This window comes from Methanofollis formosanus (genome assembly GCF_019633745.1).
Classification (GTDB): domain Archaea; phylum Halobacteriota; class Methanomicrobia; order Methanomicrobiales; family Methanofollaceae; genus Methanofollis; species Methanofollis formosanus.
In genome coordinates, this window is sequence record NZ_CP037968.1 from 2873436 (window position 1) to 2887200 (window position 13765).

Genomic DNA, 13765 nt, shown 5'->3' on the forward strand with positions numbered 1-13765 from the left:
ATCGGGTATGAGGCGAGAGCACGCTTCAGGCATATCGCATTCTCAATCGCCGCTCTCCGGCGCGAGACGGTAGTGATGATTCTACGATGAGGGTGGCACGTTGGATCATCACGCCTTCCCAAACATCGGTGCCGGGGGCAGCGCCCCCGGCACAAGCATGATGGAAGGCGATGGATTCGGTTCGCAGGGGGTTGGAGTGATGAAAAGAGGGTGGTTTCTACAGAGCCCTGAAATCACTCATTTTTCTCAAGGGGCTGTGCAAACTTCTTCCAGACCTCTTCACGATAGACCGGGCCCGAGTTGTAAGTGCAGAACGGGATCATCCTGCCGTCCGGCGTCGTATAGTGGATACAGCAGCGCTGGACCCGCTCGACGTCGTAGTTGAAATTGTCCATAAAGTGCATCGTGCCGATGAAGATGGCGTTCCAGTGGAAGTCCCGGAGGGCGTCGAAGTTCTGGAAGACCAGCGCCTCCCCGAGGAGTTTCCAGAGTTTCGTCCCGTTGACCTCGCCTTTCGATGCCGAGGCGCTCATCTCTTTGACGCCCTCGAGCAGGGACATGTACTTGTTGATCGTCCCGCCATGCTGCATCTTGACGGCCATCCTGTCGATCGCCTCGAAGAACTTGTCGACATCGACCATCTCGTTGATCGGGATCAGTCTGTCGCCCTCGACAAAGACATAGGTCGCCGCACCGCAGTGCTGGTGGGTGGTAAACCGCACCTGCGGTTTGCCGGTATATGCTTCGACCAGGTCGGAGATCGGGATGACGCAGGGCACCGGGTAGAAGAACTCCTTCTTGATGACTCCCTCGGTCTGCTCCTCGATCCGATCGGCGAGGTCGGGGATGGTCACCCGCTCCCGTCTGATATCGTCCTCGCTCGCCGCCCCGGTGAACGCGACCGGCTGGAAATTGACGCCGCGGACGACTTCCACATGCTCGGCGGCATATTTCAGGATTGCTCCCACTTCGTGGTCGTTCCTGCCGTTGATGACCGTGGGGACGAGCACGACGCCGAGCCCGATCTCCTTGCAGTTCTCGACGGCCTTCAGGCTCGTGGGGAGGATCGGGTTCGTCTCCCTGGTGACGCCGTCGAAGTGGAGATAGACGGTGCTGAGCCCGACGTCCTTGAGCTCCTGGACATAGTTTATGTCTTTTGCCAGTTTGATCCCGTTTGTTGCGATCTGAACCTGGGAGAAACCCATCTCCTTGGCCTTCCAGATGATCTCAGGGAGGTCGTCGCGCATCGTCGGCTCGCCGCCTGAGAACTGGACCGCCGGTGGCGGAACCGGTTTTTCCTCCCTGAGCATCGCCATCATCCCGATCACCTCGTCGAAACTCGGTTCGTAGACGAATCCGCAGGCCCGTGCATTGGCAAAGCAGAAGTCGCAGTTGAGGTTGCACCGGTTCGTCAGGTCGATGTTGGCAAGGAGCGTCCCTGAATGATGGTTGGAACAGAGACCGCATGCGCCCGGGCAGGCCTCAGGGCCGGCCTCTCTCTGGGGATTCTGGACGCCGGCACCGATGGCCTCGTACGCGTCGAAACGCCTGTACATCTCTGCATCTGACCAGTAGAGGTTCTTCGCTTCGCCGTGATCGGGACAGGTGCGGGTGATCCAGACCTTCCCGTCCTCCTCGGTGATCTCCGCATCGAGGACTTTTCTGCAAATCGGGCAAAGGCTTTTGGTTTCTTTCAGGAGCATATCTCATCCACCGGCATTGTCTTTACAATAGCGTTCCAATAATATATGGTACCAGCCATGCCGGGCGTTGACAGATTGTTTATACCCGACAGGCATTTAACTCTAAGTAGGAATTGAGGGGATTCGTATTATTAGTATCGTTGACGTGGGATCGGCCCTGATCACGGCGTTCTGGATCATGGTCCCGGCATATGTACCCAACTCTGCCGCCGCCGCTCTGGGCGGGGGGACACCGGTCGACCTCGGGAAGAACTGGCGGGACGGGCGGAGGATCCTCGGGGACGGCAAGACCTTCCGGGGCTTTTTCCTGGGCGTGGCCGCCGGTGTCGCCGTCGGGCTCATCCAGATCGCGCTGAGGGAGGCCTTTGGATGGTCGTCGCTCCCCGAGCACACGATCGTCACGGTCACGCTCCTGGCGGCCGGTGCCCTTCTCGGCGACATGGCCAAGAGTTTTTTCAAGCGGAGACTCGGCAAGGAGAGCGGTGAGGAGTGGCTCATCGCCGACCAGTACGACCTGGTCGTCGGGGCGTTCGTCCTCCTCCTCATCTTCCAGTACGAATGGGTCGTCAGGTACGTGGACCTCCTGGTCTTCCTCTGGATCCTCGTCCTCACGCCCCTCCTCCACCGTGCCGCAAATATCATAGGTTATCTGATAGGAGTGAAGAAAGTACCATGGTAAAAGAAGTCGCAGCGTTGCTCAAGGCCCACGGAGCAGTCCAGTTCGGGGATTTTGTCCTGGCTTCAGGGGCGAAGAGTTCGTATTACCTTGACATCAAGTCGGCGATCACCGACCCCATCCTCCTCAGGGCGATCGGGGAGGCGTTCGCCGGGCAGTTCACCTTCGATGTCGTCGCCGGCGTCGCCGTCGGTGCCGTCCCCCTGGCGGTCGCCACCTCCTTTGCCTCGGGCAAGCCCTATGCGATCATCAGAAAGGAAGAGAAGTCGCACGGGAAGAGCGGTCTGATCATCGGCGACGTCGAGGGGAAGACCGTCCTCCTGGTCGAGGACGTCACGACCTCCGGCGGGTCCGCACTCTTCGGTGTCAGGGCACTCAGGGAGGCCGGGGCCAAGGTCGTCGCCGTGGCCGTGGTCGTGGACCGGGAGAGCGGCGCGTCCGAGACTTTTGCCGGGGAAGGGGTCGCACTCGTACCGCTGACGACGGTCTCAGAGATCATGGACCTGTAATCAATTTATTTGCCGGAGTGTATACGTATGGACATGAAGATCCTTGTTGTGGGCGGTGGAGGCAGAGAGCACGCAATTGTTCGCGCCCTTTCCCGCAACAGCGACGTGAAACTCTATTCTGTCATGGCCAGGCGGAATCCTGGCATCGCTCAGCTCTCTGAAAAGGTGCTCCTCGAGAAAGAGACGGACGTCAGAGAGGTGACGGCGTTCGCAACCGAGCACGCCGTCGACTATGCCGTCATCGGTCCTGAGGCCCCCCTGGAGGCCGGGATCGCCGACGTGCTCCACGAGGCGGGCATCCCCTGCGTCGGGCCCACCAGGATGGCGGCTAGGCTCGAGACCGACAAGGCCTTCTGCCGGACCATGATGGAGAAGCACGGGATCGCCGGGTGCCCGCTGTACCGCGTCTTCCATGGCGACGCCGACGGTGCCTGCGACTACATCGACGCCTACGACGGCGACCTCGTCGTCAAACCGATCGGACTCACCGGCGGGAAGGGCGTCAAGGTAATGGGCGAACAGGTCGACGCCGCGGGAGCGAAAGAATATGTGCAGAGCCTCGGCGGCGATGTGGTCCTTGAAGAGCGGTTGATCGGCGAGGAGTTTACGCTCCAGGCCTTCGTGGACGGCAACCACCTGGTGCCGATGCCTCTGGTCCAGGACCATAAAAGGGCCTATGAGGGTGACGTCGGGCCGAACACCGGGGGGATGGGGACGTACTCCCTTGAAGATCATCTTCTGCCCTTTGTCTCGCGTGTCGACTACGAGGCGGCCCTCGAGATCATGCGCAACGCCGTGGCGGCGATGATCACCGAGGGGCAGCCGTACCGCGGCATCCTGTACGGGCAGTTCATGAATACCAGGGACGGCCCGAAGGTAGTGGAGTTCAACTCCCGCTTTGGGGACCCAGAGGCGATGAATGTCCTCTCGATCCTGGAGTCCGACTTCACCGATGTGCTCTGCCGGATCGTCGAGGGCACACTCTCCCAGGCGCATGTGAAGTTCGCACCGAAGGCGACGGTCTGCAAATACCTGGTGCCCGAGGGCTATCCTGAGGCTCCGGTGGCCGGGTCCCCGATCACTATCGGCGACTACGGCGACGCCCTCCTGTACTATGCCAATATCGAGGAGAAGGACGGGCACCTCTCGACCCTCACCTCGCGGACGATGGCCTTCGTCGGGATCGGCGACAATCTGGAGGAGGCCGAGGCACAGGCCGAGGCGGCCGCCGGGTTGGTCCGGGGCGGGGTCTGGTACAGGCACGACATCGGCAAGCGGGCGGTCCTTGAGAAGAGGATCGCACATATGAGGGAAATACAATGAAGAAGGATTTTTTAACGCTTCTGGACTGTGATGCCATCGAGATCGAGGCGCTGCTCGACGGTGCAGCGCGGCTGAAGAGTTACCGGGCGGCGGGCAAGTCGCACGCCATCCTGCCGGGGTGCAGTCTCGGGATGATCTTCGAGAAGGCCTCGACCAGAACGAGGGTCTCGTTCGAGGCCGGGATGCACGACCTCGGCGGCCATGCCCTCTTCCTCAACCCGGCCGACATGCAACTCGGCCGGGGCGAACTGGTGAGGGACACCGCACGGGTGCTCTCCAGGTTCGTCTCCGCGGTGATGATCCGGGCCTACCGCCACAGCACCATCGAGGAGTTTGCGAAATATGCCTCGGTCCCGGTCATCAACGGGCTCTCAGACAAGGCCCATCCGTGCCAGGTGCTCGCCGATCTCCTGACCCTGAAGGAGCAGTTCTCCTCCCTTGAGGGGCTCCGGCTCGCGTGGATCGGCGACGGGAACAATGTCTGCAACTCCCTGCTCCTTGCCTCGGCCCTCACCGGACTCGAACTGCAGGTGGCGACGCCGCCGGGTTACCGTCCGCCGGCATGGGCTATCGAGGAAGCGGAGGAGCGCGGGGCGCGGGTCACCTTTTGCGAGACGCCCGAAGAGGCGGCGGCAGGTGCGCATGCCCTGTACACCGATGTCTGGGTCTCGATGGGGAACGAGGAAGAGCGCGAGATGCGTCTGCGGGACTTCAAGGGCTACACCCTCACCGCCGACCTGGTCAGGCGGGCCGAACCCGATGCGATCGTGATGCACTGTCTCCCGGCGCACCGGGGCGAGGAGATCACCGACGAGGTGATCGAAGGGCCGCAGAGCGTGGTCTGGGACCAGGCCGAGAACCGCCTCCATGCCCAGAAGGCGCTGCTGGTCCACCTCCTCAGCGACAGGGTCCATTCCTGCGGGATGGAGTGAGGGATTTTTCCCTTCGCTTTTTTCTTATTTTGATTTTTGAAACTCTTCTTTCCGGCTCCTACAAAGCTCAAAAATGGGCTTTGTAGAAAACCTCACTTTCTGGGTTCGAGTATGATTTTACCGCCTTCCCCCAGCGCCCCCGGGATGAAGATCAGGTCGGGAAGGCACCATCAACGACCATGAAGAAGGTATTGCCGTCCGCCACCTATCGCTCGCGCGGGGGGGACCGGGGGGCGGCAAGCCCCCCGGCGAAGAGAACCATCAAGATGATGTCTACAAACCCCGAAAATGAGAAAAATACATCCGATTAGAGCCTGCGATATGCACTATGCCGATGACGAACATAAACTATTGTAATCTGCCTGCGTTCATGGGATACTTCATAGATGATCCGGTAATCACCGGCCCGGATCCGATACAGAGATTCGGTACCGCTCACTTTTCGTGCCCCATGTGGGATTGGTGTTTCAGAAAGGGCCTCGATCTTTTTGAGAATCCGTGGAACAACATCATATGGGAGGCGTGTGATATCTTTCTCCGCACCTGCCTTGACAAGGATCTCATAGAGGCCCATTGATAGATCAAAGTCGTTTTTTCAATTCTTCAAATTTGATTGTCCCCTCTTCATGTCGCTCCGCTGCCACAGCCAGATCGTGAAGATCTTCCTGCAACCGCTCGTACTCATGGAGAGGGAGGATGACTGCAACCCTCTTTCCGTGTTCATCGACAATATATTGTTCTTTTACATCTCCCATCGTTTCGACCATCCCAGATCTTCTTGTATGCTATGGGTCATATATAATCACCCATCTCTCCATACAAGAGAAGGGCTCCACATCAGAGCGGCACGGCTGGAAAGTCGCGGCTCACGGTGAAGAGCAAAAAAAAGAGTTCAGTCCTCGCCGATGAACTCGCGGACCATCGCGCGAAGATCTTTCTCGGCCTCTACGAGCACGTCCTTCTTCCCACGGAAGGCGAGGAGGTAGCGGGTGTCCCCTTCCATATTGGCGAAATTGAGTTGCTCTGCCCGGTCGACCAGGTCGACGTCGTACTTTTCGATGATCGCCCTGATCGCCGACCTGGGAACGCCCGGCGGGATCAGGAGGTCAAAGAGTTCTTCTTCCTCTGCCATTCTGTTCAGCCTCATTTTCCGATCTTGATCCGCTCGGCCATGATGCACCGTCCGCCGCGGACGCCGCCGAGCGGGTTCTTCGGTTTGCCAAGGGAGTTCATGCACCTGCCCATCAGGGCGGCGCCCCTCGCAAGCCCGTCGTCCACGAAGACCACATGGTCCTGTGGGTTTTTGTACAGCCCGCGTTCCGCGATCCCGTTCAGAATATACTGCGGTTTCTTCCCGGAGATCGCCGCCCGACCGGTGAAGCCGATGGACGAGTTCTCAGGAACCATCTCGTGCTCGACGGCGACGTCGATGAGCCGCAGGGCCATCTCGGAGCAGACGTGGTCGATCACATCGGTGAGCAGACCTTTGCCGTACTTCTCATAGATTTCTGCACCGAGGGTATTGAGTGCTCCGGTCTCGCTCCCGTTCTCCCCGACGTCGCAGCCGATGAGGACCACCCCTGAGTCGTGGGCGATCCTGGAGTTGACCGGCACCCGGCCGAAGCGTTCGCGGTCGGGCGGGACACGCCTGATGTCGATATGCCGATGAATCTGTCCGACATAGTCCTCGACGATCCCGGCGCTCCTCCCGATCCTGGAGACACCTTCAAGAGCACTCCTGTCGCCGAACATATCAAGCGCCGTCCCGGTCCGCCCCTCGACCTGCCCGGTGCCCCTGACGATGGAGTCGGGGATGGAACCTGCAAGCCCGCAGAAGTTTCCGATGGTCTTTGCGAAGGGGTCGGGATCGCCGGGCGCGACGTCGGAGGTGATCCGCCCGTCGAGCGTGGTCCCGAAGTCGATAGAGATGCAGGGGTTGCGGAAGTCGACCGGGGTGTTCTTCGCCCCTTCCTTGATCCCGGCCATGGCGAGTTCGCCTTCCATCTCGTTGGCGACCATCTCGACGCCCGAACTTCCGACCGGCGGGACGACGCCGGCGACCGCCCCGACAAAGACGACCTTGTCGGCGAAACTGTGCTGCTGGAGTTTCTTCGTGAGGTTCTCCTTGGACATCGGGGGAGTCATCTTCTTGGGCGGGACACCGGCCGCGAGGCACCCGTTGGCCAGGGCGATCACGAAATCACCGACCTGGTCGGGCGAGTCCATCGCCGCCACCACGCCGGTGCTCCTGACCACAAAGTCGAGGTCGTCGGTGATCGAGAGTCCGGCATCCCTGTGGCACTGGAGGAGGGTGTCGCGGACCAGGTCGGTGACCGACTCTCTGGTGATCTCGGTCCCGTCCAGAGTCTTCCCGAAGACCTCTTCGCCGGGTCTTGGCGGTCTGACGTCCCTGCTCATCTTCACGGTCTTGTTGATGACATAGGTGTGGCCGGTCTCCAGGTTGGTGCCGGTGAGGATACACTTGGTGGTGGTGTTGCCCATCTCCACCGAGGCGACGATGAAGTAGGGCTTGACCTTGTATTCGGGCACGGTCATCCCGGCACCGTGGGAGACCGAGGGGGGCGGTACGCTCTCCACGATATATGGCTTCGGTTTAAAGAAGCGGTCAAGAAAACGGGCGCACATATACCTTTCTCTCCTTCTGGAGACTTTATATCTTTCTATCCTGACCAAATGAGTTCTTCTTCGCCGGCTTCAGCGCCGTGCAGATCCCGGCGATACCCTGGAGGCAGAGATACCCGGTCCCGGTGAGATGGTATTCACCCCGGTTCCGACGCTGCACGATCAGCCCGGCCTCTTCGAGCCGCGAGAGGTGGAAGAGGAGGTTGCCACCGCGCAGGCCGGTCAGCCTGGAGAGATCTGAGAAGGTGAGCGAACTTTCGGCGAGGGCTTTGAGAACGTTGAGTCTCGGGACGCTGGCGGCCGGTTCGAGGAGGTCTCTCACTGTCTCTTCCACCGGGATGTCGTCGATCTCAGCGTTGCCCCGGTCGTCTCTGAGGCCGAATCCTTCGGCGATCTCTGCCTGTTTTTCGAGGAGCAGGAGCGTGGCGTCAAAGCAGGCGTTGCACGTCGAGGAGGGAGCCTTCTCCTTGAGAGCGAGGAGCTGTTCTTTCTGTGCAACAATCTCGTCGGGGGTGACGGTGCCGTCTCCCACTTTGAGGGCGCTCTCCCTGATGATCCGGTAGAAGACCTCGGCGCACTGCTCCCGCTGTGCACATCCGGGATCGAGGTGCTGTTCAAGTCCGGTCTGCACGCTCTCCAGGTGGGCGCCGATGGCCACCCGCCCGTACTCTTTCCGCAGTCCGGCCATGAGGTCGTCGAGGTAGCCGTGGTCCCTCACCTCGGTGAGATGTCGCAGTTCTCTCCTGATGGCCCGCAGTTCGTCTCTGATCTCCTGCCCGCAGGTGCATTCTTCTGGAGCAGATGTCATGAGGTATAGTTTTCTGACACACAGGTATATATCTGCTGAATTTCATAGAAGGGATGATCACCATGGTTAAACTGAATGAAGAGATGAAAGAGGCCTTCTCCAAGGTTAGAGTCTTCCCGGTGGCCACCGCTTCGAAGGACGGCGTACCGAATGTCGTGCCGATCGGTTTCTGCATGCTCGTCGACGATGAGACGATCTGGATCGCGGACAACTTCATGAAGAAGACGCTCGCCAACGTCAAAGAGAACCCGAAACTCTCCCTCTATCTCTGGGGGCCGGAGGTCAAGGGTTGCTTCCAGATCAAGGGCGACGTGAAGGTCGTCTCCGAGGGCGAGGAGTTCCAGAAGATGCGCGAGATCGTCCTCGCCAAGATGGCCAAGGCCCCGGCCAAGAACCTCCTGGTGGTCAAGGTCACCGAGGTCTTCTCCTGCACCCCCGGCCCTGAAGCCGGGGAAAAACTGCTCTGAACTGCTGAACCTTTTTTTTCTTTTTTCGGGCCCTGTAGAAAACATCCTCTTTTCATCACCTCAACCCCCTTGTGACCTTCATCCATCGCCTTCCCTCATGCTCACGCCGGGGGGAGAGTCCCCGGACCCCCAGGATGAAGATTGGGCGGAAGGCGGAGCAATGACCCTGAAAGGGGGGTTGCAGTCCGTTGCCTATCGCTCGCGCGGGGGGTTCGGGGGGCGGCAAGCCCCCTGGCGAAGAGAACCATCATGATGATTTACCATGAAAATGATCCTGACGATCCTCTCTTCAGGTTTTCATGAGAGTTTGAACTTGCCATATCACGTTGAAGCCGATACGCAGAGGATAGAAAATCCCTCTGATGGATCGGCCGCCCCGAATCGCCAAATCTTTCCCGCAATCTCGCGCCGGGGGCTCTGCCCCCGGACCCCCACGACGAGGATAGCCGGGGGGCGGCGATGAAACCAGATCTTCCAAAGGTCCTGTCGCGAGGATTGGGATCCCGCCCACACGCCGTAGCGCAGCTCAGAAAATTTTCATCGCGTATGCTTGAGCCTGGGGTTCATGCCTGATTCTACAAAGCCGAAAAAAGATAGGAGATGAGATCAGCAGCTCGAGCAACTGCTGTTCCGCTTGAGGATCTGGTCGAGGGCCCACCCGGCCCACCACCGCACCTGGGGATCCTCGTCTTTGAGCGCCTCGGTGAGCGGAGTGTCGGCCTTGCAGTGCCCGATGGTCCCGAGGGTGTAGGCGGCCCAGGTCCTGGTGACGGCGTCGCCTTCGGCAAGAGCGGCGATCAGGCCGTCGAGCGCGGGGACGCCGATGGCCGAGAGCCCCCACGAGGCGGCCATCCGCAGATCCTTGTCTTCCTGACCGAAGAGTTCGATGAAAGCCTCGACGGCTTGTTCTCCCATCATCATCCCGATGGCGAGGGCAGCGTCCTCTCTGATCTTCTGCGACTCACCATGGAAGAGATAGTCGGTGAGCCCTTCGAGGTCGTTCTCGACGGCGCAGTCGAGCACCTCCGGGGAAGGTGCGAGATCGGTCTCGACAGGAAGGGTTTCATCCGAGAGATCGGGGTTTGCGGGGTTTTGCATGGATGGTTGGTAGGCGGGGAAGGTATAAGATAGGCATGGGTCGATCAACGGACCGTTCGGTCTTGTCGAGAGTGTGCTTGCCTTCCGGCAGGAATGGAAGACGTTTCTGAAGCACGGCGTCGTTCAAGAAGTTGTTGCCGCCCTGCCCCTATCTTCGTCGTGGGGGATCCGGGGGTTTCCCCCCGGCGCGAGACAGCGAGAAAGATCCTGCGAGGAGGGCGGCCGATCAGATCGATGTGCCTTCCCGCACCCTTGCGCCGGGGGCGCTGCCCCCGGATCCCTGGAATTGCGATAGGGCCGGGAAGGCAGAGGGCTGATCATTCAGAAGATGGATCTGTAATGTGCGTACCAGTCCAGAAAGCGTTTGGTGGATTCAAACCATTATGCAAACACGGAGAGATGATCGTCAGGATCGGTTTCATGGTAAATGCTTGGGATGGCTATTTCTTCGGGGGGCTGGCCGCCCCCCGAACCACCCGCGAGAAGATAGGGGCGGGGCGGCGATGGAGCGGGGTATCAACCAGTTCTCCTGTCGGAATATGGGAGATCAAGCGACGAGAAATTTTCATCGCGTATGCTTGAGCCAGAGGTTCATGCCCGATTCTACAGAACCGGGATATGTTCTCTTTGAGGTCTGCGAGGACACTGCGATGAGCTCGATGAAGTGGGTGCCCCGGCGGGTGTGGATGTACAGCGGAGGGGACTGGACGGTGATTATGGGAGGGAACCGGTGCATCTTCATTGAGACGACGAAGGTGGACTTCAATCACCTGCACCGGGTAATGTCGGCGGAGTCGGTGTCCAGACAGAAGTTCGCCGCCCCGATGAGGTAAAGTTACGCCAGATGGCGGGGACCGACAGGACGGATCCCAAAGGGGACGATCCTGTCCTCTTTTTTTACGGTGCGAAAAATATTCGAGAACCTATGACCATGCGGCTTCCTCGACTTCGTCCAGCCACCCATCCCTCCTCGTCGCGAGATAGACCACCGTTGTCCGACTCCTCTGCACCCGTTCCCGAAGCGTCCGGCCGAGTGCCGCCGCACATTCGGGGCACGGGGCATAGAAGGCCGGGTCGTGTTCTACCACGATGCTCTGCCGTTTTACTTCACCGAGCAGAAGAATGATTTCCCTGGCGTCCCGCACTGGCCAGACGTCCACATCCCCGGCGAACATACCGCCGATCACGTCGAGGACCGGGTGTGTCCTCCCGCAGAAGTAAAGCGGCGACGGATTCGTCTCCCTGACGGCCAGGGCGACCTCCTCCCTGGGTGCGACGAGAACGGTGACGGCGGCCGGTCTGATGACGATCTCTGCGTGCATAGGTTCCTGTCCGCGTCCCGGGGTTATGAAGTCTCGGCGTGCGTGCGGTCCGAAAGTGTTTTTCCAGAACATTCGAGGGCGTCGAGCGTCGTGACGGCGTGCCAGGTATACTTCAGCGTCGCCGTCCCGCCAAAGACCGAGCGCGCAAACCCGCCAGTCTCCCGCTGGCAGCGGCGGACACATGCTCCGGCACCGTCTGCCGGCGGCACCCCGAGAAGACGGGCGACTCCGACGCCTGCGGCGACATGTTCCAGATACGCCGGGACCGCCCCCGGCAGGTTCAGGTATCCATAGATGGGGTGGACACAGCGGGCGAGAAAAGTCCGGGTGTCAGGGTGAAGATTTCCAAGGGCGGCGGAGATAGCAAGGGCGTGATAGGTCTCGACGAGGGTGGAAGGGCCGCCGCCGTACCCTCCGTCGGGGTGGCGGCAGGCCCTGACCGCGTCGATGAAGGCTGTCCGCACCGTGGGGGGAAGAGGCACTCCCAGGCTCTGGCAGAGCCTGACAAAGAAGTACGGCCTGGAGAGCAGACTCGTCGACTCGACCGGGCGCGTGCCACCGCCTCGAGCGGAGGGGACGACCGACGAGAGCCAGGGGAGGGGGTCGCGCTCTGGCCTGAGGTGGAGGGCCGCGAGAGACGAGAGGACATAAGTGCTGCTCTCCAGCGAATGGTACCGGCCGTCCGCTCCCTGCCTCTCAAGGAGCCAGCAGGCGGTGTCGGGATCGTCCGGCATCGCCCCGAGGAGACGGAGGGTGTCGAGGGCGAAGAAGGTGTCCGCAGGGTTTGGTTCGTTCAGACGGTAGAAACAGTAGCCGCCGTCTGGGCACCGCCTTTCGGCGATATATCGGATACAGGAATAGGAGATCTCATCGGGGAGCATAGAACCTCATGCAGACGTCATCAGCCTGGTCGGCATTTGAAGGCGGACGTCATCGCCGGCATGCGGTCTTTGATCAGAGAGTGTTTCGGGGGGGAGAGGATAAGGATGGCGGTCCATCTCCCGGAGATGCAAAAACTCATATGAACAGAGACTTATCTGCAGGGTGATCAGGATGCACGGGAGATGGCGTGAGAGTCTGAGGGTCAGGTTGGATGGACTTTCTGCTTATCGGTTCAGAATATTGCTCTTTTTCCTGATCCTTACTCTCCTCATCATCCCGATGGCCGTGATGTACCCAGAACTCAACCCTCTCTTTCTCGTCTTCTTCTCCATGGTCATCATCACCGGGGTCTTTGCGGCACAGAGAAAACGATACTTTCTCATCTTCATCATGCTCCTTGCCATCCCTGCAATCACCGCCCGCTGGATCTCATATCTCTTCCCCTCCGCTGCCGGCGAGATCACCGGTCACCTCTTTGCCATCCTCTTCTTCTCGTTTTTCGCCGTCTATTTGTTGGGGATCGTGCTCAGGGCCAGGACGATCACCGGCGACACCATCGCCGGGGCGATCAGCGTCTATCTGATCATGGGACTTGCCTGGGCGCAGATCTACCAGTTCATGGACGAGATCCAGCCCGGATCGTTTGCCTACGACAGCGGGACCGGGCCCGGAGGCGTGCTCTCTCTGATGGACTATGTCTATTTTAGCTTCGTCACCATCACCACCCTGGGATATGGGGACATCTACCCCCTCTCCCCGGCGGCTGAGTCGGCTGCCTCCTTCGAGGCGGTGACCGGGACGATCTATATTGCGGTGCTCATCGCAAGGCTTGTGGGATCGATGGAGTGGTAGGCAGAGAGATCAAAATTCCCGGACACTCTCATATGACCCCCCCCCTCCCGGCGATACCCTGATAACGCTGCTCACCAGAGCAGGGCTTCATGACTCACTGGCTCGCCATCGCCAACCGCGACAACGCCGCCGTCATCGAGAAAAAACTGATCTGGGGCGTTTCGAAACGATATGTCAACCAGATCACGAAGACCGGACCAGGCGACACCCTTCTCGTCTATGTCGGGTGGGAGGTGGTCGACAGGGACACCACGCTCCCGCCGGCGATCACCGGGTGTTTTGCGATCACCTCAGTGGTCTATGAAGACAGAAAAAAGATCTTCACCTTGCCTCCCGGACTTGGGAACGAGGTCTTCCCGCTGCGGGTCAGGCTCACACTCATAGAGATCTTCGACCCGCCCCTTGAGTTCAAACCCCTCATCCCGAGACTGGCATTCATCACCAACAAGAAGCAGTGGTCTGGGCATATCAGGGGACAGGCGATGCGGACGATCCCGGAGGAGGACTATGCCTATATCATGAAGGCCGCCGAGACGCCGCGGGACTGAGA

The 13765-nt window shown here is 60.0% G+C and carries 17 protein-coding genes and 1 riboswitch; of the genes, 8 read left to right on the forward strand and 9 right to left on the reverse strand.

Features of this window, described 5'->3' with window-relative positions; all coding sequences use genetic code 11:
• Positions 1-233: 233 nt before the first annotated feature.
• Entirely contained in the window at positions 234-1703 is a 1470-nt protein-coding gene (gene tes / locus E2N92_RS13115; RefSeq protein WP_220681587.1) for a tetraether lipid synthase Tes, read from the reverse strand.
• Positions 1704-1881: 178 nt separating this feature from the next.
• On the opposite strand from tes, the gene E2N92_RS13120 reads away from it, so the two are divergent.
• From E2N92_RS13120 to argF, 4 genes are read left to right on the forward strand one after another with little or no spacing between them, the layout of a single operon-like run.
• On the forward strand, positions 1882-2382 hold the full coding sequence (locus tag E2N92_RS13120) for a CDP-2,3-bis-(O-geranylgeranyl)-sn-glycerol synthase (RefSeq protein WP_246589359.1): 501 nt from the start codon (positions 1882-1884) through the stop codon (positions 2380-2382).
• The gene (gene pyrE / locus E2N92_RS13125; RefSeq protein WP_220681589.1) at positions 2376-2888 is read left to right on the forward strand and encodes an orotate phosphoribosyltransferase; all 513 of its coding nucleotides are present in this window, start codon (positions 2376-2378) and stop codon (positions 2886-2888) included. Before E2N92_RS13120 ends, pyrE begins: the two co-directional genes overlap by 7 nt.
• 27 nt (positions 2889-2915) lie before the next feature.
• Positions 2916-4211 carry a phosphoribosylamine--glycine ligase gene (purD, locus tag E2N92_RS13130; protein ID WP_220681590.1) on the forward strand — a complete coding sequence of 432 codons (1296 nt, stop codon included), beginning with the start codon at positions 2916-2918 and terminating at the stop codon, positions 4209-4211.
• Positions 4208-5143 carry an ornithine carbamoyltransferase gene (gene argF / locus E2N92_RS13135; RefSeq protein WP_220681591.1) on the forward strand — a complete coding sequence of 312 codons (936 nt, stop codon included), beginning with the start codon at positions 4208-4210 and terminating at the stop codon, positions 5141-5143. Before purD ends, argF begins: the two co-directional genes overlap by 4 nt.
• 307 nt (positions 5144-5450) lie before the next feature.
• On the opposite strand, the gene E2N92_RS13835 is transcribed toward argF, so the two are convergent.
• The 5 genes from E2N92_RS13835 to E2N92_RS13160 all read right to left on the reverse strand — a co-directional run bounded on the left by E2N92_RS13835 (position 5451) and on the right by E2N92_RS13160 (position 8594).
• Positions 5451-5717: a type II toxin-antitoxin system RelE family toxin gene (locus tag E2N92_RS13835; protein WP_220681592.1), complete on the reverse strand. Its 267-nt coding sequence runs from the start codon at positions 5715-5717 to the stop codon at positions 5451-5453.
• A 7-nt stretch (positions 5718-5724) separates the two neighbouring features.
• Positions 5725-5910, reverse strand: a complete 186-nt coding sequence (locus tag E2N92_RS13145; protein WP_246589241.1) for a type II toxin-antitoxin system prevent-host-death family antitoxin — start codon at positions 5908-5910, stop codon at positions 5725-5727.
• 125 nt (positions 5911-6035) lie between these two features.
• Positions 6036-6275 carry a hypothetical protein gene (locus E2N92_RS13150; protein ID WP_220681593.1) on the reverse strand — a complete coding sequence of 80 codons (240 nt, stop codon included), beginning with the start codon at positions 6273-6275 and terminating at the stop codon, positions 6036-6038.
• An 11-nt stretch (positions 6276-6286) separates the two neighbouring features.
• Positions 6287-7789 carry a methanogenesis marker 14 protein gene (locus tag E2N92_RS13155; protein WP_220681594.1) on the reverse strand — a complete coding sequence of 501 codons (1503 nt, stop codon included), beginning with the start codon at positions 7787-7789 and terminating at the stop codon, positions 6287-6289.
• A 25-nt stretch (positions 7790-7814) separates the two neighbouring features.
• Positions 7815-8594: a winged helix-turn-helix domain-containing protein gene (locus E2N92_RS13160; RefSeq protein ID WP_220681595.1), complete on the reverse strand. Its 780-nt coding sequence runs from the start codon at positions 8592-8594 to the stop codon at positions 7815-7817.
• 62 nt (positions 8595-8656) lie between these two features.
• Here E2N92_RS13160 and E2N92_RS13165 point away from each other — a divergent pair, with 62 nt between their 5' ends.
• Positions 8657-9061 carry a pyridoxamine 5'-phosphate oxidase family protein gene (locus E2N92_RS13165; RefSeq protein WP_220681596.1) on the forward strand — a complete coding sequence of 135 codons (405 nt, stop codon included), beginning with the start codon at positions 8657-8659 and terminating at the stop codon, positions 9059-9061.
• A 606-nt stretch (positions 9062-9667) separates the two neighbouring features.
• Here E2N92_RS13165 and E2N92_RS13170 read toward each other — a convergent pair.
• Complete coding sequence (locus E2N92_RS13170; protein WP_220681597.1) at positions 9668-10159, reverse strand: HEAT repeat domain-containing protein; 492 nt, start codon at positions 10157-10159, stop codon at positions 9668-9670.
• Between the two features lie 593 nt (positions 10160-10752).
• Here E2N92_RS13170 and E2N92_RS13175 point away from each other — a divergent pair.
• Positions 10753-10992, forward strand: a complete 240-nt coding sequence (locus E2N92_RS13175) for a DUF2173 family protein (protein ID WP_220681598.1) — start codon at positions 10753-10755, stop codon at positions 10990-10992.
• 90 nt (positions 10993-11082) lie between these two features.
• Here E2N92_RS13175 and E2N92_RS13180 read toward each other — a convergent pair whose 3' ends face one another.
• Positions 11083-11481: a hypothetical protein gene (locus E2N92_RS13180; protein WP_220681599.1), complete on the reverse strand. Its 399-nt coding sequence runs from the start codon at positions 11479-11481 to the stop codon at positions 11083-11085.
• Positions 11482-11504: 23 nt separating this feature from the next.
• On the reverse strand, positions 11505-12362 hold the full coding sequence (locus E2N92_RS13185) for a prenyltransferase/squalene oxidase repeat-containing protein (RefSeq protein ID WP_220681600.1): 858 nt from the start codon (positions 12360-12362) through the stop codon (positions 11505-11507).
• Positions 12363-12366: 4 nt separating this feature from the next.
• Positions 12367-12428: riboswitch (Fluoride riboswitch) on the reverse strand.
• 106 nt (positions 12429-12534) lie between these two features.
• Here E2N92_RS13185 and E2N92_RS13190 point away from each other — a divergent pair.
• Together E2N92_RS13190 and E2N92_RS13195 are read left to right on the forward strand one after the other, a co-directional pair.
• Positions 12535-13215 (forward strand): potassium channel family protein, encoded by a 681-nt coding sequence (locus E2N92_RS13190; RefSeq protein WP_220681601.1) that lies wholly within the window; start codon positions 12535-12537, stop codon positions 13213-13215.
• Between the two features lie 89 nt (positions 13216-13304).
• Entirely contained in the window at positions 13305-13763 is a 459-nt protein-coding gene (locus tag E2N92_RS13195) for an EVE domain-containing protein (protein ID WP_220681602.1), read from the forward strand.
• Positions 13764-13765: the final 2 nt, after the last annotated feature.